Source organism: Streptomyces sp. SYSU D01066-1 (genome assembly GCF_054956795.1).
The window spans coordinates 39607-59924 of the sequence record NZ_JBUDHV010000021.1 but is presented as its reverse complement, the minus strand read 5'-3'; the positions used below and the strand labels follow the sequence as shown (position 1 = coordinate 59924).

15 protein-coding genes and 1 pseudogene are annotated in these 20318 nt (G+C 72.3%); 12 read left to right on the top strand and 4 right to left on the bottom strand.

Going from position 1 to position 20318, the window contains the following annotated elements:
• Positions 1-9 precede the first annotated feature (9 nt).
• A complete protein-coding gene (locus ACY1JF_RS20010; protein ID WP_462706519.1) occupies positions 10-1050 on the top strand; it encodes a bile acid:sodium symporter family protein in 1041 nt (346 codons plus the stop codon).
• On the opposite strand, the gene ACY1JF_RS20005 is transcribed toward ACY1JF_RS20010, so the two are convergent.
• The 4 genes and pseudogenes from ACY1JF_RS20005 to ACY1JF_RS19990 form a co-directional block, all read right to left on the bottom strand.
• Positions 1047-2903, bottom strand: coding sequence for an exo-alpha-sialidase (locus ACY1JF_RS20005; RefSeq protein ID WP_462706518.1), 1857 nt, complete (start codon positions 2901-2903; stop codon positions 1047-1049). The two genes, ACY1JF_RS20010 and ACY1JF_RS20005, sit on opposite strands and share 4 nt — an antisense overlap.
• A 246-nt stretch (positions 2904-3149) precedes the next feature.
• Positions 3150-4028 carry a formate dehydrogenase accessory sulfurtransferase FdhD gene (fdhD, locus tag ACY1JF_RS20000; protein WP_462706517.1) on the bottom strand — a complete coding sequence of 293 codons (879 nt, stop codon included), beginning with the start codon at positions 4026-4028 and terminating at the stop codon, positions 3150-3152.
• 7 nt (positions 4029-4035) lie between these two features.
• A pseudogene (locus tag ACY1JF_RS19995) lies at positions 4036-4410 on the bottom strand (4Fe-4S binding protein); the annotation flags it as partial.
• On the bottom strand, positions 4323-4874 hold the full coding sequence (locus ACY1JF_RS19990; protein WP_462706516.1) for a molybdopterin-dependent oxidoreductase: 552 nt from the start codon (positions 4872-4874) through the stop codon (positions 4323-4325). The pseudogene ACY1JF_RS19995 and the gene ACY1JF_RS19990, both read right to left, overlap by 88 nt.
• A 253-nt stretch (positions 4875-5127) precedes the next feature.
• On the opposite strand from ACY1JF_RS19990, the gene ACY1JF_RS19985 reads away from it, so the two are divergent.
• From ACY1JF_RS19985 to ACY1JF_RS19935, 11 genes are all read left to right on the top strand, one after another.
• Positions 5128-6453 carry an OFA family MFS transporter gene (locus ACY1JF_RS19985; protein ID WP_462706515.1) on the top strand — a complete coding sequence of 442 codons (1326 nt, stop codon included), beginning with the start codon at positions 5128-5130 and terminating at the stop codon, positions 6451-6453.
• Positions 6434-6568: an MFS transporter small subunit gene (locus ACY1JF_RS19980; RefSeq protein WP_462706514.1), complete on the top strand. Its 135-nt coding sequence runs from the start codon at positions 6434-6436 to the stop codon at positions 6566-6568. Before ACY1JF_RS19985 ends, ACY1JF_RS19980 begins: the two co-directional genes overlap by 20 nt.
• A gap of 197 nt (positions 6569-6765) precedes the next feature.
• The gene (locus ACY1JF_RS19975) at positions 6766-7713 is read left to right on the top strand and encodes a beta-ketoacyl-ACP synthase III (protein ID WP_462706513.1); all 948 of its coding nucleotides are present in this window, start codon (positions 6766-6768) and stop codon (positions 7711-7713) included.
• A 156-nt stretch (positions 7714-7869) separates the two neighbouring features.
• A complete protein-coding gene (locus ACY1JF_RS19970; protein WP_462706512.1) occupies positions 7870-8547 on the top strand; it encodes a GntR family transcriptional regulator in 678 nt (225 codons plus the stop codon).
• Between the two features lie 161 nt (positions 8548-8708).
• Entirely contained in the window at positions 8709-9890 is a 1182-nt protein-coding gene (locus ACY1JF_RS19965; RefSeq protein ID WP_462706511.1) for an ROK family protein, read from the top strand.
• Between the two features lie 90 nt (positions 9891-9980).
• Positions 9981-11504, top strand: a complete 1524-nt coding sequence (locus ACY1JF_RS19960; protein WP_462706510.1) for a sugar ABC transporter ATP-binding protein — start codon at positions 9981-9983, stop codon at positions 11502-11504.
• A complete protein-coding gene (locus ACY1JF_RS19955) occupies positions 11501-12520 on the top strand; it encodes an ABC transporter permease (protein ID WP_462706509.1) in 1020 nt (339 codons plus the stop codon). The genes ACY1JF_RS19960 and ACY1JF_RS19955 overlap by 4 nt, the downstream gene beginning before the upstream one ends.
• Positions 12521-12537: 17 nt before the next feature.
• Positions 12538-13590, top strand: coding sequence for a substrate-binding domain-containing protein (locus ACY1JF_RS19950; protein WP_462706508.1), 1053 nt, complete (start codon positions 12538-12540; stop codon positions 13588-13590).
• Positions 13591-14085: 495 nt separating this feature from the next.
• A complete protein-coding gene (locus ACY1JF_RS19945; RefSeq protein WP_462706570.1) occupies positions 14086-15216 on the top strand; it encodes a Gfo/Idh/MocA family protein in 1131 nt (376 codons plus the stop codon).
• 15 nt (positions 15217-15231) lie between these two features.
• Positions 15232-16230 (top strand): sugar phosphate isomerase/epimerase family protein, encoded by a 999-nt coding sequence (locus tag ACY1JF_RS19940; RefSeq protein ID WP_462706507.1) that lies wholly within the window; start codon positions 15232-15234, stop codon positions 16228-16230.
• A 258-nt stretch (positions 16231-16488) separates the two neighbouring features.
• The gene (locus tag ACY1JF_RS19935; RefSeq protein ID WP_462706506.1) at positions 16489-20196 is read left to right on the top strand and encodes a ThuA domain-containing protein; all 3708 of its coding nucleotides are present in this window, start codon (positions 16489-16491) and stop codon (positions 20194-20196) included.
• Positions 20197-20318: the final 122 nt, after the last annotated feature.

The following is a 20318-nucleotide window of genomic DNA, read 5'->3' as shown; positions in this document are numbered from 1 at the left end:
AGAAGCGACATGAGCAAGTGGAGCACCGTGAAACGCCTGCGTCGGCCGCGCTGGATGCCGATCGACCCGTACGTCCTCCTGCTGCTGGGCACGGTGGGCCTCGCGGCGCTGCTGCCGGCCCGCGGGACGTCGGCCGACGTCGCCGACGGCGCCGCCACGGCCGCGATCGCGTTCCTCTTCTTCCTCTACGGCGCCCGGCTCTCCACCCGTGAGGCGATGGACGGACTCAAGCACTGGCGGCTCCACGTCACCGTCCTGGCCTGCACCTTCGCCGTCTTCCCCCTGCTCGGGCTGGCGGCCCGCGGACTCGTCCCCGTCTTCCTGACCGAGCCGCTGTACCAGGGCCTGCTCTTTTGCACCCTGGTCCCCTCCACCATCCAGTCGTCGATCGCCTTCACCTCCATCGCCCGCGGCAACGTGCCCGCCGCGATCTGTGCGGGCTCCTTCTCCTCCCTCGTCGGCATCGTCGCCACGCCGCTGCTCGCCGCCGGTCTGCTGGGCAGTACGGGCGGCGGGTTCTCCGCCGGCTCGGTGGTGAAGATCGTGCTCCAGCTGCTGGTGCCGTTCGTCGCGGGGCAGCTGCTGCGGCGCTGGATCGGAGGTTTCGTCACCCGGCACAGGAAGGCGCTCGGGTTCGTCGACCGCGGTTCGATCCTGCTCGTCGTCTACACGGCGTTCAGCGAGGGCATGGTGCGGGGCGTCTGGCACCAGGTCAGCCCCGTCCGGCTGGCCGGGCTGCTGGCGGTGGAGGCGGTGCTGCTCGCCGTGATGCTGGCGCTGACCTGGTACGGCGCCAAGGCGCTGCGGTTCGGGCGGGGGGACCGGATCGCGATCCAGTTCGCCGGTTCGAAGAAGTCCCTGGCCTCCGGGCTGCCGATGGCCAGCGTGCTCTTCGGCGCGCACGCCTCGCTGGCCGTGCTGCCGCTGATGCTCTTCCACCAGATGCAGCTGATGGTCTGCGCGGTCATCGCCAAGCGCCGCTCGCACGACCCGCTGCCCGAGGACGACACCGCTGACCCGCCGATACCCACCGGCGCCGGCATCCGTTAGGGGGCGTCCACCCAATCCAGCGGCAGCCGCAACACGCTGTCCCCGGTGGGTGGCTGGACAGCGCCGGCCTCGCCGTCGCTCAGCGCCCGCCGCCACACCCGTACGTCGTCCAGCGCACCGGTGAGCCGCGCCCGCCCGTCCATCCGGGCGCCCACGTGCACGCCGAAGGCCGAGTCGCGGCTGACCGAGCCCGGCACGTGGGGCGCCTCGGTCTTCTTCCCGTCGAGGAACAGGGTCAGGTGCCCGCCGCCCCGGCGCAGCACCAGCCGGTGCCAGCGGCCGTCGTTGTGCGCGCCGGTGGCGCGTACGTACGCCGACCGGGGCGCCGCCGCGCCCTCCCGCGCGGTCATCAGCCCGCTCACCCTGTCCTGCGCGGGCTCGGCGCGCAGCCACACCTGGGGCCGCTCGGTGCCGGTCCCGCCCATCCACAGCAGCGGCTGCTCACCGGTCTTCGCCGTGTACCGGAACCAGAGCGACACGGTGAAGTCGCCGTCCCCGAGCCGCAGCCCCTCCCGGTACGGCAGCCGCACCTCGTCGTCGGCGCCGTCGAAGGCGACCGCGCCGCCGACCGCGCCGTCCGCCGCCGTACCGGCCCCGCCCAGTACGGCGGCGGGCCGGGCGCCCGGCGCGAGGTCGGGGGTGGTGGGGTCGGCGCCGCGCCGGGCCCGGAGCCAGTCGGTGCCGAACCGGGCGAAGCGGATCTCGTCGCGGGCGTCGGCGGCACCCCCCTCGTACAGCAGCCCCACCGTCGTGCCGTCGAGGGCCGCCATGTCGGAGTAGCCGGACCAGTCGCGGGTGACGACCGTGGCCCGGTCCACGCTGTCCCAGGTGGCGCCGGCGTCCCAGGAGGAACGGATCGCCATGGTCCGGCGGCGGTCGGGGTCGGCCGGGGCGGACAGCAGCACCCGGTCGCCCAGGCGCAGCAGCGCGCCCTGCACCTGCGGGGTGTACAGGTCCGGGACGGCCGCGAAGGGGGCGGTGAAGCTGTCGCCGCCGTCCCGGCTGAGGGTCTGGGTGCGGTGGCCGAGGTCGGTGCCGTCCTCCTCGCGTCCGCTGACCAGCAGTGTGCCGTCGGCGAGTTCGGCCAGGGTCACCTCGGACGGCTTCTGCCGGAAGGTGCCGTCGTCGGCCACCGGCCAGGTGTCGGTGGCGCCGGTCCGCCAGTGGCCGCCGCCGTCGTCGCTGACCACCAGCGCCGCGTGGTTGGCCGTCACCCGGCCGCCGTCCCAGCTCTCGGCGTTGACCCCGAGGACCAGCCGCCCGGCGTGGGCGCCGGCGGTCAGCTGCACGCCGTGCACGGGGCCGGTCGCGTACCAGGAGTTCCAGCCGGCCGGGCGGATCTCGGCGCTCAGGTCGCGCGGCTCGGACCAGGTGAGCCCGTCGTCGTCGCTGTACTGGAGGTGGGGCGCGCGGTCGCAGGGGATCGCGCAGCCGGCGTCGTCCGCCCGGCCGGTGTTGTACGTCTCGGCCAGCAGGACGCGGCCGGTGGCGCGGTCCACGACCGGCGCCGGGTTGCCGTGGGTGTCGCCGCCGCCGTCGTTGACGACCCGCAGCGGGCCCCAGGTGCGGCCGCCGTCCGTGGAGCGCTTGAGCACGATGTCGATGTCGGCCGCGTCCCCGCAGTTGCGGACCCGGCCCTCCGCGAAGGCGAGCAGCGTGTTGTCCGTGGTCCGTACGAGCGCCGGGATGCGGAAGCAGGCGTACCCGGTCTCCTGACCGGCGCGGAAGAGCACCTGCTGGGTGAATTCGGGGGCCTTCGCGTGCGCCGTGGAGGGCAGGGCGAAGGACAGCGCGAGCAGGGAGGCGAGAACGGCCGGCGGGCGTCCGGTACGGGTGCGGGGGCGAAACGGCATGGAGCGGTGGCCCTTCAGGCGGCTGAGCGGTAGCCGGTCGTCAGGGCATCAGTAGATCAAGTCATCACATATCGGATATGTTGTGCCGAATCCCCCGCGTGTCGCCCCTGCCTGAAACCCACCCGGCGCGGCACCCCGGCGCGACACCCCCCGGCGCCACGCCACCTGACACGCCGTCACCCCGTACCGGCGCAGGGGGCGCTCTCCGCCGGCCGGGGTTCCGCCGTCGTGTCGCGGGCCGGTGCCTCAGCCCCGGGACGCGGCGGTCCGCAGGGCGATGCGGTCCTCGCCCGCGTACACGTTCATCGAGGTGCCCCGCAGGAAGCCCACCAGGGTCAGACCGGTCTCGGCGGCCAGGTCCACGGCGAGCGAGGACGGCGCCGACACCGCCGCCAGCACGGGGATACCGGCCATGACGGCCTTCTGGGCCAGTTCGAACGAGGCCCGCCCTGAGACGAGCAGCACGGAACGCGACAGCGGCAGCCCACCGTTCTGCAGCGCCCGGCCGACGAGCTTGTCGACCGCGTTGTGCCGGCCCACGTCCTCCCTGATGTCGGCCAGTTCGCCGTCCTCGGTGAAGAGCGCCGCCGCGTGCAGCCCGCCGGTGCGGTCGAAGACCCGCTGGGCGGCGCGCAGCCGGTCGGGCAGCTCGGCGAGCAGGTCCGCGTCGATCCGCACCGGCGGCGTGTCGGCGATGGGCCAGCGGGCCGTCGTGCGGACCGCGTCCAGGCTGGCCTTGCCGCACAGGCCGCAGGAGGAGGTGGTGTAGACGTTGCGTTCGAGGGTGATGTCGGGCAGGACGACGCCCGGCGCCGTGTGCACGTCCACCACGTTGTACGTGTTGGAGCCTCTCCCGGCGCCTGAAGGACCTGGGGGGACATCCATGGTGGCCCCCGCGCAGTACACGATGTTCCGCAGGTCCTCCTGACGGGCCAGCACCCCCTCGCTGACCAGGAACCCGGCGGCGAGTGCGAAGTCGTCGCCGGGGGTGCGCATGGTGATGGCGAGCGGTCTGCCGTTGAGCCGGATCTCCAGGGGTTCCTCGGCGACGAGCGTGTCCGGACGGGTGTTGACCGCCCCGTCGCGGATGCGGATCACCTTGCGTCGTTCCGTGACTCGTCCCATGTTCTGATCAGCCCCGGTTCTGTACGTGCTGGTGGCCGAAACGGCCCTTGATGCAGAGATTGCCGTGGGTCACCGGGCTGTCGTGCGGCGAGGTGACCTTGACGATCTCATTGTCCTGTACGTGCGGGGTGGGGCTGCACCCCACTCCGCAGTACGCGCACACCGTGGTCGTCCCGGTCTGCGCCGACCCGTTCCACGTACCCGCCGCCCGCATGTCGAACTCCGTCTTGGACGACAGGGCTCCGGTGGGGCACACCTCGACGCAGTCGCCGCAGTACACGCACGCCGAGTCGGTCAGCGGGGCGTCCTGCTCGACCGAGATCCGGGCGTCGAAGCCGCGCCCGGCGACGGAGACGGCGTAACTGTTCCGCCACTGCTCGCCCACTCCGCGGTGGAGGTGCGGCGCGGGTCGACGGCGTGCATCCGGGCGCCGTCGCGTATCCCCTTCAGGACGTGCTGGAAGAAGATCGGGCGGGCGAAACGGGCGTTGGAGCCCCACATCACGATGACGTCGGTGTGCTCGGCCTCCTCGTACGAGGAGGTGCCGCCGCCGGAGCCGGAGGCGGCGGAGAGGCCGGCGAGGGACGGGGCGTGGCAGGCGCGGTTGCAGGAGTCGACGTTGCGGGTGCCCATCACCACCGGGCGAACTCCTGCGCCACGTAGTTCGTCTCGTTGGTCGCGCGGGCGCAGGAGAACATGCCGAACCGCGCCGCGGTTGCGTGCCAGGCCCCGGGCGGTCCGGTCCAGGGCCTCCTCCCGGCCGGCCCGGCGGAAGGGGGCGTCGCGGGAGCCCCGCACCAAGGGGTGGGTGAGCCTGGTGCAGTGCGTCGGTCGCGGCTTCCTCATACGGCGCTCCTCGGTGCCGACGGGTCCGGGACGGGGGCGTCGGTCATCACCGTCGCGATGACCTGACGGGTGCCGTGCCGCGCCGGACGCGGTCACGGAGAGCGGGATGCGCGTCGGCACTGGGTGCCGACGAAATACTGTCTACAGTATGGAGCAGGAGGCGGCAAGGGATTGTGCACGGTCGGTGGCGCTCGGTGGTTGTTCGATCAAGCACCTTCTCAACCGCCGTCCGGCTGCCTACGGTGGGGGATTCATGAGTCCCCCTGTCGCACCGCCCGGCTGGAGCCGCTGGCTCGTCCCGCCGGCCGCGCTCTCGGTCCACCTCTCCATCGGCCAGGCCTACGCCTGGTCCGTGTTCAAGCCGCCCCTGGAATCCGCGCTCGGCCTCAGCGGCACCCAGAGCGCGCTCCCCTTCCAGCTCGGCATCGTCATGCTCGGTCTGTCGGCCGCGTTCGGCGGCACCCTGGTCGAGAAGCGCGGGCCGCGCTGGGCGATGACCGTGGCGCTGGTCTGCTTCTCGTCCGGCTTCCTGCTCTCCGCGCTGGGCGCGGCCACCGGGCAGTACTGGCTGATCGTCCTCGGTTACGGCTTCGTCGGCGGCATCGGCCTGGGCATCGGGTACATCTCACCGGTCTCCACGCTCATCAAGTGGTTCCCCGACCGGCCCGGCATGGCCGCCGGCATCGCCATCATGGGCTTCGGCGGCGGTGCGCTGATCGCCTCGCCCTGGTCCGCGCAGATGCTGGAGTCCTTCGGCGCCGACAACTCCGGCATCGCGCTCGCCTTCCTCGCGCACGGGCTGTCGTACGCCGTCTTCATGCTGCTCGGCGTCCTGCTGGTGCGGGTGCCGCGCGCCCCCGAGGCGGCCGACGGGCGGCCCGCCCCGCTCGGCGGCGTCCAGGTCTCGGCGCGCTCGGCCGTGCGCACCCCGCAGTTCTGGTGCCTGTGGATCGTGCTCTGCATGAACGTCACCGCCGGCATCGGCATCCTGGAGAAGGCCGCGCCGATGATCACGGACTTCTTCGCGGACAGCTCCGCGCCGGTGTCCGCCACCGCCGCCGCCGGGTTCGTGGCCCTGCTGTCGGCCGCGAACATGGCCGGCCGGATCGGCTGGTCGTCCACCTCCGACCTGATCGGACGCAAGAACATCTACCGGGTGTACCTGGGCGTCGGCGCCGTGATGTACGCGCTGATCGCCCTGTTCGGCGACTCCTCCAAGCCGCTGTTCGTCCTGGCCGCCCTGGTGATCCTGTCCTTCTACGGCGCCGGCTTCGCCACCGCCCCCGCCTATCTGAAGGACCTCTTCGGCACCTACCAGGTCGGCGCGATCCACGGGCGGCTGCTCACCGCCTGGTCCACCGCGGGCGTCCTCGGGCCGCTGATCGTGAACTGGATCGCCGACCGGCAGGAGGAGGCCGGGCGGCACGGCCCGTCCCTGTACGGGCTGTCGTTCGTCATCATGATCGGGCTGCTCGTCGTCGGCTTCGTCGCCAACGAACTGGTCCGTCCCGTCCACCCCCGCCACCACGTCCCCGCCCCGGACCCCGAGGAGGCCGCCGATGTCGTCCGACAGCAGTGAGAACCCGCCCGACCGGCGCCCGCTGACCGCGTTCGCCTGGTTGTGGGTGGGAGCGCCGCTCGCCTACGGGCTGTACGAACTGGTGCGCAAGGCGACGCAGCTGTTCACCGGGTGATGCGGCTGTTCACCGGGTGAGGAGGCGGGCCGGGTTCGGAGAGCTGAGCCGGGTCGGGGTCGGGGAGGCGGGCCGGGTTCTGATGGAAGCCGACAAGCCCGGCCCGCGTTTCCTGTCGCATCACCTGCCGCCGTACCCGTGAGTCACTGATCAGACTGGTGGATCCCGCAACCGCAGGCAATGAGGGGGATCCGCCCATGCACGGCTCGCGCATCACCGGAGTCGGCCACCACCAGCCCGCCCGGGTCCTGACCAACGAGGACCTGGCGGGCATGGTCGACACCAGCGACGAGTGGATCACCAGCCGGGTCGGCATCCGCACCCGCCGGATCGCCGGGCCCGACGAACCCGTCGACGAACTCGCCGCGCACGCCGCGGCCAAGGCGCTCGCCGAGGCCGGGGCCACCCCCGCCGACGTCGACCTGGTGCTGGTCGCCACCTCCACCGCCATCGACCGCTCCCCGAACACGGCCGCCCGGGTCGCCGCCCGGCTCGGCATGGGGAACCCGGCCACCATGGACGTCAACGTCGTGTGCGCCGGGTTCACCCATGCCCTGGCCACCGCCGACCACGCCGTCCGCGCGGGCGCCGCGCGCCGGGCCCTGGTCATAGGCGCCGACAAGATGTCCGAGGTCACCGACTGGACCGACCGCACCACCTGCGTGCTCGTCGGCGACGGGGCGGGGGCCGTGGTCGTCGAACCCTGCGCCGAGGGCGAGGAGCCCGGCATCGGACCCGTGCTGTGGGGGTCGGTGCCCGAACTCGGACACGCCGTACGTATCGAGGGCACCCCGCCGCGCTTCGCCCAGGAGGGCCAGAGCGTCTACCGCTGGGCGACCACCCGGCTGCCCGCCGTCGCCCGGAGCGTGTGCGAACGGGCCGGCGTGGACCCCGCGGACCTCGCCGCCGTCGTCCTGCACCAGGCCAACCTGCGCATCATCGAGCCGCTGGCCCTGCGCATCGGCGCCGTCGACGCCGTCGTCGCCCGCGACGTCACCGAGTCCGGCAACACCTCGGCGGCCAGCATCCCCCTGGCCCTGGCCAAGCTGGTGGAACGCGGCGAGATCACCGCCGGCGACCCGGTCCTGCTCTTCGGCTTCGGCGGCAACCTGTCGTACGCCGGACAGGTCGTGCGCTGCCCCTGACCCCCGGTTCAGGGGGGCGAGGGAGCGGGCGGGGACGGGCAAGGGTGAGCGGGGGCAGACGAGGGCGGGCGGGGACGGGCCGTAGACTGTAGACGAAAAACACTTTATGCTTTCTTTACCTTTTTCCCCGTCTCCGTCCTTGCCCAGGGGGCCGCGATGTTGTCGACAGGACTGCCGCAAGGAGCGGTGCCCAGGCTCGAACGCCCCGGCCCGCTGCGCGACCGCGTCTACGAGGCGTTGCTCGAACTCATCACCACCCGGGCCCTGCGCCCCGGCCAGCACCTCGTCGAGAGCGAACTCGCCGGGCACCTCGGCGTCTCCCGGCAGCCCGTGCGCGAGGCGCTCCAGCGCCTGAACACCGAGGGCTGGGTCGATCTGCGCCCCGCCCAGGGCGCGTTCGTGCACGAGCCGACCGAGGAGGAGGCCGACCAGCTGCTGACCGTCCGTACGCTGCTGGAGGCCGAGGCGGCCCGGCTCGCCGCGGCCAACGCCTCCGGCGCGGGCGTGGCGGCGCTGGAGGAGCTGTGCGCCGAGGGGGAGCGGGCCGTCGCCGCCGACGACGTGGACGGCGCCGTCGCCCTGAACGCGCGGTTCCACTCCAAGGTGATGGAGCTGGCGGGCAACGCCGTCCTCGCCGAACTCGCCGCCCAGGTCGACCGCCGGGTGCGCTGGTACTACACGCCGATCGCCCGGCAGCGCGGCCGGCAGTCCTGGGTCGAGCACCGGGAGATGATCGCCGCCATCACCGACCGGGACGAGCAGCGCGCCACCCGGCTGATGCGCGAGCACACCGAGCACACCCGGCGGTCGTACCACGAGCGCGCCGCGTCCTGAACACACCCCTCCCGTACGACTCTTTGTCCTGTGAGTGGAAGAAGTCGACGGCAATCTGTGCACAGCTTCTTCCCAGCTTCGGCAGCCGCTGCTACGTTCCCTTCGAAAGCACGGCATGGCAGCGCGCAGCCGATTGAGGCGGGGAGGGGCACGTGAGACGCATGACCGCACGACCCGCCAACGCCCACCAGGCCCGGTTGCTCAAGCTGCTGCGTGACGGCGGCCCCAACTCCCGCGCCCAGCTCGGCGACCAGGTCGACCTCTCCCGGTCGAAACTGGCCGTGGAGGTGGACCGGCTGCTGGAGACGGGACTGGCCGTCGCCGACGGACTCGCCGCCTCCCGCGGCGGGCGCCGCTCGCACAACATCCGGCTCAACCCCGGACTCCGCTTCCTCGGCGTCGACATCGGCGCGACCTCGGTCGACGTCGCCGTCACCAACGCCGAGCTGGAGATCCTCGGACACACCAACCAGCCCATGGACGTACGCGAAGGCCCCGTCGCGGTCTTCGAGCAGGTGCTGTCCATGGCGGCCAAGCTGCGGGCCTCGGGGCTCGCGGAGGGCTTCGACGGCGCCGGCATCGGCGTCCCGGGGCCGGTCCGCTTCCCCGAGGGCGTCCCCGTGGCCCCGCCGATCATGCCGGGCTGGGACGGCTTCCCCGTGCGGGAGGCGCTCAGCCAGGAACTCGGCTGCCCGGTGATGGTCGACAACGACGTGAACCTGATGGCGCTGGGGGAGCAGCACGCGGGCGTCGCCCGCACCGTGCACGACTTCCTCGTCGTCAAGATAGGCACCGGCATCGGCTGCGGCATCGTCGTCGGCGGTGACGTCTACCGCGGGACGACGGGCAGCGCCGGCGACATCGGACACATCCAGGCCGTACCCGAGGGCCGCCCCTGCGCCTGCGGCAACCGGGGCTGCCTGGAGGCCCACTTCAGCGGCGCGGCCCTGGCCCGCGACGCCACGGAGGCCGCCCAGCAGGGCCGGTCCGCCGAACTCGCCGCCCGGCTGGAGCCGGGCGGAAGCCTGAGCGCCGTCGACGTCGCCGCCGCGGCGGCGGCCGGCGACGCCACCGCCCTCGACCTGATCCGCGAGGGCGGCAGCCGCACCGGCCAGGTCATCGCCGGCCTGGTCAGCTTCTTCAACCCCGGCCTGGTGGTGATCGGGGGCGGGGTCACCGGCCTCGGCCACACCCTGCTCGCCGCGATCCGCACCCAGGTCTACCGCCAGTCGCTGCCCCTGGCGACCGGCAACCTGCCCATCGTGCTCGGAGAACTGGGCCCCACCGCCGGAGTCATCGGCGCCGCCCGGCTCATCAGCGACCACCTGTTCTCACCCGCGTAGCACCCTCCGGCCACACCCCTTTTCCTCTGTACAGCGCGTAGCCCCGCCCTGCCCTGACACCGGCCCGCACGCCCGCCGAGGGGACCTCACATGGCACCAGAACCACCGCTGCTCAGCATGTCCGGCATCACCAAGTCCTTCCCCGGGGTCCGGGCCCTGGACGGCGTCGACCTCGACGTCCAGGCCGGTGAGGTGCACTGCCTGCTCGGCCAGAACGGCGCCGGGAAGTCCACCCTCATCAAGGTGCTGGCCGGCGCCCACCAGCCCGACGCCGGCCGCCTGCACTGGCGCGGCGAGGACGTCACCCTGCGCTCGCCCGCCGCCGCCATGCGCCTGGGCATCGCCACCATCTACCAGGAACTCGACCTGGTCGAGCACCTGTCGGTGGCGGAGAACGTCCACCTCGGCCACGAACCGACCACCGCCGGCTTCGTCGTCCGCGGCCGGGCCGCCCGCGCGTCCACCGCCGCGCTGCTGAAGCGGCTCGGCCACCCCGAGGTCGACCCGGGCCGCCCGGTCGGGGACCTGTCGGCGGCCCAGCAGCAGATCGTGTCCATGGCACGGGCGCTCTCCCACGACGTACGGCTGATCGTGATGGACGAGCCGTCCGCCGCCCTCGACCCCGACGAGGTCGACAACCTCTTCCGGATCGTCGGCGACCTCACCGCCGCCGGCGTCGCCGTCGTCTACATCTCGCACCGCCTGGAGGAGATCCGCCGCATCGGCGACCGGGTCACCGTCCTCAAGGACGGCCGCGCCGTCGCCCGCGGACTGCCCGCCGAGTCCACCCCGACCAGCGAGGTCGTCGCCCTGATGACCGGCCGCGACGTCGCGTACGTCTTCCCGGAGCGGCCCGCCCCCGCCCCGGCCGCCACCGCCGAGCCGGTGCTGAGCGTGCGGAAACTGGCGAGGCGAGGGGAGTTCGCCCCCCTCGACCTGGACGTCCGCCCCGGGGAGATCGTCGGCCTCGCCGGACTGGTCGGCTCCGGCCGCTCCGAGATCCTGGAGACCGTCTACGGCGCCCGCAAGCCGTCGGCCGGACAGGTGCTGGTCGACGGACGTCCGCTCAGGCCCGGCAGCGTCCGGGCCGCCGTACGCGCCGGCCTCGGCCTCGCCCCCGAGGAGCGCAAGGCGCAGGCCCTGCTGATGCTGGAGTCCGTCACCCGCAACGTGTCGGTCTCCTCCATGTCCCGCTTCTCGCGCGGCGGCTGGCTCGACCGGGGCGCCGAACGGGGCGCCGCCCGCGCCGCCGCCCGCGAGCTGTCGCTGCGCCCCGACAACCCGGACGTGCCCGTGCGCACCCTGTCCGGCGGCAACCAGCAGAAGGCCGTCCTCGCCCGCTGGCTGCTGCGCGGCTGCCGCGTGCTGCTCCTGGACGAACCCACCCGGGGCGTCGACGTCGGCGCCCGCGCCGAGCTGTACGCGGTCGTCCGACGCCTCGCCGACGAGGGACTGGCGGTGCTGCTGGTCTCCAGCGAGGTGCCCGAGGTGCTCGGCCTCGCCGACCGGGTGCTGGTCCTGCGCGAGGGGCGGGTCGTGCACGAGGCACCCGCCCGCGAACTCGACGAACACCGCGTACTCGACCTCGTCATGGAAGGGAGCCCGGCAGCATGACGCAGCACGTGTCCCCGCCCCGGGACGGCACCGCAAAGGCGGCACCCGTGGACGGGCCGCCCGCCTGGCGGGGCGTGGCCGCCCGCGCCGACGTCCGCATCCTGTCCCTGCTCGGCGTGCTCGCCGTGCTGGTCCTGATCGGCGGCGTCACCAAGCCCGACGAGTTCCTCGACACCCGCAACCTGCAACTCGTCCTCACCCAGGCGTCCGTGATCGGCGTCGTCACCGTCGGCATGACCTTCGTGATCATGTCCGGCGGCATCGACCTCTCCGTCGGCGCGATCGTCGCCCTCGCCTCGGTGTGGGCGACGACGGTCGCCACCCAGGAGTACGGATTCCTCGGCATCCTGTTCACCGCGGTCGTGGTCGGGGTGGGCTGCGGACTCGTCAACGGCGTCCTCATCGCGTACGGCGCGATGGTCCCGTTCATCGCCACCCTCGCCATGCTGGCCTCCGCCCGCGGCCTGGCCCTGCAGATCACCGACGGGCAGACCCAGGTCGTCACCGTGGAGGGCGTGCTCGACCTCGGCGAGCGCGACGCCTACGTGCTCGGCGTACCGCCGCTGGTCCTGGTCTTCGCCGCCGTCACCGTCGTCGGCTGGCTGGTGCTGAACCGGACCACCTTCGGCCGCCGCACGGTCGCCGTCGGCGGCAACGCGGAGGCCGCCCGCCTGGCCGGCATCGACGTGCGCCGCCAGCGCCTCTACCTCTACCTGCTGTCCGGGCTGTGCTGCGGCATCGCCGCCTTCCTGCTGATCGTCCTGTCCGGCTCCGGCCAGAACACCAACGGCAACCTCTACGAACTCGACGCCATCGCCGCCGCGATCATCGGCGGCACACTGCTCAGCGGCGGACGCGGCACCATCGTCGGCTCCGTGCTCGGCGTCCTGATCTTCACCACGATCACCAACATCTTCGCCCTGAACAACCTGCAGAGCGACGTCCAGCAGATCGCCAAGGGAGCGATCATCGTCGCCGCCGTGCTGGTCCAGCGCCGTACCGCGAGCACGTCATGAGGAAAGGGTTGAGCGTCATGCCAGAGCACACGCCGTTCGCGAGCCGCAGAGGGCTGCTGTTCGGAGCCGCAGCCGTGTCCGCAGGGGCCTTCCTCACCGGGTGCACGAGCAACGAGCCGGACGACGAGGAGGAGGCGGGTGCCGACACCCGGCCCGCCGCCGACGACAAGCCCGGCAAGCAGGTCACCATCGGCTACGCGGGACCGCTCGCCGACCACGGCTGGCTCAACGCCATCAACGACCAGGCCAAGGGCCGCGCCGAGAAGTACTCCGACGTGACCCTGGAGGTCACCGAGGGCTCCAACGACACCGCCCAGCAGATCGGCCAGATCGAGACCCTCATCAACAAGAAGGTCGACGTCCTGGTGGTGCTGCCCGCCGACGGCAAGGCGCTCACCCAGGTCGGGCTGAAGGCGATGCGGGCCGGGATACCGGTGGTCAACCTCGACCGCGTCTTCAACACCCCGCAGGCATACCGCTGCTGGGTCGGCGGCGACAACTACGGCATGGGCCTCAACGCCGGGCACTACATCGGCGAGAAGCTCAAGGACAAGGCGGACGCCCGCGTCATCGAACTGGCCGGCATCGACAACCTCGAACTGACCCGGCAGCGCACCAAGGGCTTCGACGACGCCCTGAAGAACTACCCCAACATCAAGAAGGTGGCCCGTCAGGCCGCCGACTTCACGGTCGAGTCCGGCCAGGCCAAGATGGCCCAGCTGCTCCAGGCCCAGTCGACGTTCGACGCCCTGTGGAACCACGACGACGACCAGGGCGTGGGCGCCCTCCGGGCCATCGAGCAGGCCGGACGCGACGACTTCCTGATGGTCGGCGGCGCGGGCGCGCTCTCCGCGTTCCAGGCCATCAAGCAGGACAACGGCGTCCTGAAGGCGACGGTCCTCTACCCGCCGACCATGGCCGCCTCGGCGATCGACCTCGCCCGCGCGCTGGGCCAGGGCAAGGGGATCGGCGGCCTCGCCGAGTACGAGATCCCCGCCTCGATCACCCTCTACTCGGCCGTCGTCGACAAGGAGAACGTCGACCAGTACATGTCCACCGGCTTCAAGTGAGGCCCCGCCGCCCGCCCCCGGGGGCCTGACCAGTCACCGGGGGCGGGGACCGGGCGCACGGGTCCGACGGGTTCTGGGCGGGGGACCGCGCTCGCTGTCCGACCGGCGCCGGGGCGGGGCCGCGCTCGACGAGCCGGACCGGCCCCGGGCGGGCGCCTCGCCCACGGCTTTGACCAGCCCGGGGCGGGACCCGCGGGCCATCGCACCACCACGACGAGGAGGACATCCGCATGGGACAGCCGCAGCAGCCCGAGGGTCCCGGGGACGCCGGGCTCGACGGGGACGCCGGGCTCGACGGGGACGGCGGGCTCGACGGGGACGGCGGAGGCGACGGGAACACCCGCCGCGACGGACGTGTCCGCAGCGACGGGAACGCCCACAGTGAGGGGAACGCCTACAGTGACGGGCACGCCCACCGCGACGGGCACACCGGTCGTGACCGCCACGGTCGCGGCCGCGGCGCCGTCCGTGTCGAGACCGCCCCTGCGGGTCGGCATGGTGGGCTACGCCTTCATGGGCGCCGCCCACTCCCAGGGCTGGCGCACCGCGGGCCGCGTCTTCGACCTGCCGCTGAACCCCGTGCTGTCCGCGGTCTGCGGGCGGGACGCCGACGCCGTCCGCACCGCGGCCGACCGGCACGGCTGGGCGGCGACCGAGACCGACTGGCACGCCCTCGTCGAACGGGACGACGTCGACCTCGTCGACATCTGCACCCCCGGCGACAGCCACGCCGAGATCGCGCTGGCCGCGCTGGCCGCCGGCAAACACGTCCTGTGCGAGAAACCACTGGCCAACACCGTCGCCGAGGCCGAGGCCATGGCCCGCGCCGCCGAAGCGGCCGCCGCCCGCGGTCAGGTGGCCATGGTCGGGTTCAACTACCGCCGCGTCCCCGCCACCGCGCTGGCCCGGCGGATGGTCGCCGAGGGCCGCGTCGGCAGGCTGCGGCACGTGCGGGTGGCGTACCTCCAGGACTGGCTGGTCGACCCGGCCGCGCCGCTGACCTGGCGGCTGCGCAAGGAACTCGCCGGCTCCGGCGCGCTCGGCGACCTCGGCGCCCACATCGTCGACCTCGCCCAGTACCTGACCGGCGAACGGCTGGCCGGCGTCTCCGCCCTCACCGAGACCTTCGTACGGGAACGCCCCCTGCCCCCGGGGCCCGCCGACGGCGCGGGCACCGGCCGGGTCACCGTGGACGACGCCGCCGTCTTCACCGGCCGCTTCCCCTCCGGCGCCCTCGCCTCCCTCGAGGCCACCCGCTACGCCACCGGCCGCAAGAACGCCCTGCGCATCGAACTCAACGGCGAGCGGGGTTCGCTGGCCTTCGACCTGGAACGCCTCAACGAGCTGACCTACCACGACGCCACGGAGCGGGACGAGCACGCGGGGTTCCGCCGCATCCTCGTCACCGAACCCGACCACCCCTACCTGGACGCCTGGTGGCCGCCCGGCCACGGCCTCGGCTACGAGCACACCTTCGTCCACCAGGTCCGCGACCTCGTGCACGCCGTCGCCGAGGGCCGCGCCCCGGAGCCGTCCTTCGCCGACGGACTCCAGGTGCAGCGGGTGCTCGCCGCCGTGGAGGCGAGCGCCGAGAAGAACGCCGTCTACACACCCGTCGCCGTCTGAGGAGGGTCTGCCACGATGCCGCGCCCGTTCACACTCTTCACCGGCCAGTGGGCGGACCTGCCCCTGGAGGAGGTCTGCCGGCTCGCCCGCGACTTCGGCTACGACGGCCTCGAACTCGCCTGCTGGGGCGACCACTTCGAGGTCGACAAGGCCCTCGCCGACCCGTCCTACGTCGACGGCCGCCACCGGCTTCTCGACAAGTACGGCCTGAAGTGCTGGGCCGTCTCCAACCACCTCGTCGGCCAGGCCGTCTGCGACGCCATCATCGACGAGCGCCACCAGGCGATCCTGCCCGCCCGGATCTGGGGCGACGGGGACGCGGAGGGCGTACGCCGGCGGGCCGCCGCCGAGCTCAAGGACACCGCGCGGGCCGCTCGCCGGCTCGGCGTCGACACCGTCATCGGCTTCACCGGCTCCGCCATCTGGCACCTGGTCGCCATGTTCCCGCCCGCCCCCGACTCCATGATCGAGCGCGGTTACCAGGACTTCGCCGACCGCTGGAACCCGATCCTGGACGTCTTCGACACCGAGGGCGTCCGCTTCGCCCACGAGGTCCATCCCAGCGAGATCGCCTACGACTACTGGACCACCCAGCGGGCCCTGGCGGCCGTCGATCACCGCCCCGCCTTCGGCCTCAACTTCGACCCCTCCCACTTCGTCTGGCAGGACCTCGACCCGGTCGGCTTCCTGTGGGACTTCCGCGACCGGATCTACCACGTCGACTGCAAGGAGGCCCGCAAGCGCCTCGACGGCCGCAACGGCCGGCTCGGCTCCCACCTGCCCTGGGGCGACCCCCGGCGCGGCTGGGACTTCGTCTCCGCCGGGCACGGCGACGTCCCCTGGGAGGACGTTTTCCGCATGCTGCGCGCCATCGACTACCAGGGTCCCGTCTCCGTGGAGTGGGAGGACGCCGGCATGGACCGCCTCCAGGGCGCCCCCGAGGCCCTGACCCACCTGAAGACCTACGACCACGAGCCGCCCAGCGCGTCCTTCGACGCGGCGTTCAACAGCTGAGCGCCTAGCGGCCGACGGTTCGGCAGCTGAGCGTCCAGCGGCTGAGCGTTCAGCAGCCGAGTGTTCGACGGTTGAGCGTCCAGCGGCCGAGGGTTCAGCGGCCGAGTGTTCGACGGCTGAGCGTCCAGCGGCCGAACGCCGCGGCTCGGCACACCTCCGGGGTGACGGCGCACCCCGGCGCCCGCACCGCACCTCCCCACCCGGCACGCCCTCGCACACCCCATCCCGTACGGCCCACCCGTTCCCGGAGGGACTTCCGTGCACAGAACCAGAACCACGAGCACCAGGAGAACCGGACTCCGCACCACCCTCGCCCTGTTCACCGGCCTGCTGCTGGCCGTGGGCGCCCCGGCCGGCACCGCCGGCGCCCAGCCCGGCGCCGCGGCCCAGGCCGACCCGGCCCCCGCGGCCGAAGGGCAGTTCCAGCAGGTGCCGCTCGCCAAGGGCGAACCCGAGATGGGCGAGCCCATGTCGCTCGCCGTGCTTCCGGACCGCAGCGTCCTGCACACCTCGCGCGACGGCACCCTGCGCCTCACCGACCAGGGCGGCGTCACCAAGATCGCCGGCCGGATCCCCGTCTACAGCCACGACGAGGAGGGCCTCCAGGGCGTCGGCGTCGACCCGGACTTCGAGAACAACCGGGCGATCTACCTCTACTACGCCCCGCCGCTGGACACCCCCGCGGGCGACGCCCCGGAGAACGGCACCGCCGCCGACTTCGCCGAGTTCGACGGCGTCAACCGGCTCTCCCGGTTCGTCCTCAACCCCAACGGCACCCTGGACCCGGCCAGTGAGAAGAAGGTCCTGGACGTCGCCGCCTCCCGCGGCACCTGCTGCCACGTCGGCGGTGACATCGACTTCGACGCCGAGGGCAACCTCTACCTCTCCACCGGCGACGACTCCAACCCCTTCGCCTCCGACGGCTTCACCCCGATCGACGAGCGGCCCGACCGCAACCCGGCCTTCGACGCCCGCCGCAGCTCCGGCAACACCAACGACCTGCGCGGCAAGATCCTGCGGATCAAGGTCGCCGAGGACGGCTCGTACACGATCCCGGACGGCAACCTCTTCGCCCCCGGCACCGAGAAGACCCGCCCCGAGATCTACGCGATGGGCTTCCGCAACCCGTTCCGGATGAGCGTCGACGACAAGACCGGCACCATCTACGTCGGTGACTACGGCCCCGACGCCGGCGCCGCCGACCCGGACCGGGGACCGGCCGGACAGGTCGAGTTCGCCAAGGTCACCGGCCCCGGCAACTTCGGCTGGCCGTTCTGCACCGGTGCCAACGACCCGTACGTCGACTACGACTTCGCCACCGGCACCTCCGGCGAGCCCTTCGACTGCGCCGCCCCGAGGAACACCTCCCCGCACAACACCGGCCTGGTCGACCTGCCGCCGGCGCAGCCCGCCTGGATCCCGTACGACGACGACTCCGTGCCCGAGTTCGGCAGCGGCTCCGAGTCCCCGATGGCCGGCCCGGTCTACCGCTACGACCCCGACCTCGACTCCGGCGTGAAGTTCCCCGAGGCGTACGACGGCGACTTCTTCGCCGGCGAGTTCGGCCGCCAGTGGATCAAGCGGATCGAGCAGAACGAGGACGGCACGGTCGCGTCGATCAACGACTTCCCGTGGACCGGCACCCAGATCATGGACATGGAGTTCGGCCCCGACGGCGCGCTCTACGTCCTCGACTACGGCCTCTCCTGGTTCCAGGGCGACGACGACTCCGCCCTCTACCGGATCGAGAACGCCGAGGACGGCTTCTCGCCGATCGCCGAGGTGAGCGCCGACAAGACCTCCGGCGCGGCCGGCCTCAAGGTCAGGTTCACCGCCACCGCCAAGGACGCCGACTCCCCGGAGCTGACCTACAGCTGGGACTTCGGCGACGGCACCACGGGCGAGGGCCTCACCCCCACCCACAGGTACAAGAAGGCCGGCACCTACACCGCGACCTTCACCGCCGAGGACCCCGAGGGCAACACCGGCAACGCCAGCGTCCGCATCGTGGTCGGCAACACCGAACCCACGGTGAGGATCGACGTCCCCGGCAACGGCGCCCTGGCCGCCTTCGGGGAGCCCGTCCCCTTCAAGGTGACGGTCACCGACCCCGAGGAGACCGTCGACTGCTCCAAGGTCAAGGTCGTCTACAGCCTCGGCCACGACAACCACGCCCACGAGCTGACCAGCGAGACCGGCTGCGAGGGCACCCTCAAGCCGCCCGCCGGCGACGGCGGCCACGACCCCAACGCCAACATCTACGGCGTCGTCGGCGCCAGCTACACCGACGGCGGGGCCAGCGGCCAGGAGGCGCTGACCGGCACCGCCCGCACCGTCCTCCAGCCGCTGCACCGCCAGGCCGAGCACTTCACCACCCAGCAGGGCGTGTCGGTGATCGACAAGACCGGCGCCAACGGCGGCAGGACCGTCGGCGACATCCACGACGGCGACTGGATCTCCTTCACCCCCTACAAGTTCGACGGGCAGAAGAAGCTGACCGTCCGGGCCTCCTCGGGCGGCGCCGGCGGCTTCGTCGAGCTGCGCACCGGCTCGCCCACCGGCAAGCTGCACGGCTCGGCGTACATCCCGCCGACCGGCGGCTGGGAGACGTTCCAGGACGTCGACGTGCCGCTGCGGTCCCTGCCCAAGAAGACCTCGGACATCTACCTCGTCTTCAAGGGCGGCGACGGCGCGCTGTTCGACGTGGACGACTTCGAGTTCTCCAAGGAACCCTTCAAGAACGGCAAGAAGGTCCTCGTCTTCTCCAGGACGGCCGGCTTCCGCCACGACTCCATCCCGGAGGGCGTCGCCGCGCTGAGGGAACTCGGCGTCCCGGCCGGCATCACCGTCACCGCCACCGAGGAGGCCAAGCAGTTCACCACGGCCAACCTCGCCAAGTACGACGCGGTCGTCTTCATGTCCACCACCGGTGACGTGCTCGACGCCGACCAGCAGAAGGCGTTCGAGAACTACGTGGCGAATGGCGGCGGGTACATGGGCGTCCATGCCGCCGCCGACACCGAGTACGACTGGGAGTTCTACGGCGGCCTCGTCGGCGCCTACTTCGACTCGCACCCGGCCCAGCAGAAGGCCACCGTGCGCGTCGAGGACCACGACCACCCGGCCACCGCGCACCTCGGCGACACCTGGGAGCGCACCGACGAGCTGTACAACTACCGCACCAACCCGCGCGAGCGGGTCAAGGTCCTCGCCACCCTCGACGAGACCACCTACCAGGGCGGCACCATGAAGGGCGACCACCCGATCGCCTGGTGCCACGCCTACGAAGGCGGCCGCTCCTTCTACACCGGCCTCGGCCACACCAAGGAGTCCTACGCCGACGAGGCCTTCCGGGCCCATCTGCTCGGCGGTCTCCAGTACGCCACCGGCCAGGTCGAGGCCGACTGCAAGCCGGACAAGGGCTACCGGAAGATCTTCAACGGGCAGACCCTGGACGGCTGGAAGCAGGCCGGCCCCGGCACCTTCGACATCAAGGACGGCACGCTGGAGTCCAACGGCGGCATGGGCCTGCTCTGGTACCAGGCCAAGGAACTGGAGTCGTACTCGCTCAAGCTCGACTGGAAGATGCGCGGTGACGACAACTCCGGCGTCTTCGTGGGCTTCCCGGCCTCCGACGACCCCTGGTCCGCGGTGGACAAGGGGTACGAGATCCAGATCGACGCCACGGACGCGGCCGACCGCACCACGGGTGCCGTCTACTCCTTCCAGTCGGCCGACATCAAGGCCCGTGACCAGGTCCTGCGCCCGCCCGGCCAGTGGAACTCCTACGAGATCAAGGTCCGGGGCGAACGCCTCCAGGTGTTCCTCAACGGAGTCAAGATCAACGACTTCACCAACAAGGACCCCGAGCGGAGCCTGACGGACGGCTACATAGGTCTCCAGAACCACGGCGCCGCCGACAAGGTCTCCTTCCGCGACATCCAGCTGAGGGAGCTGCCCTCCTGACCCGCCCGTAGCCCCCTGGGGCCACCGGACGGCGGCGGGCGGGGGACGCCGGACCCCCGCCCGCCGTCACCACCCGGTCCCGCCGGGGCTCCACCCGGTTCTTCCGGGGCTCCACCCGGTCC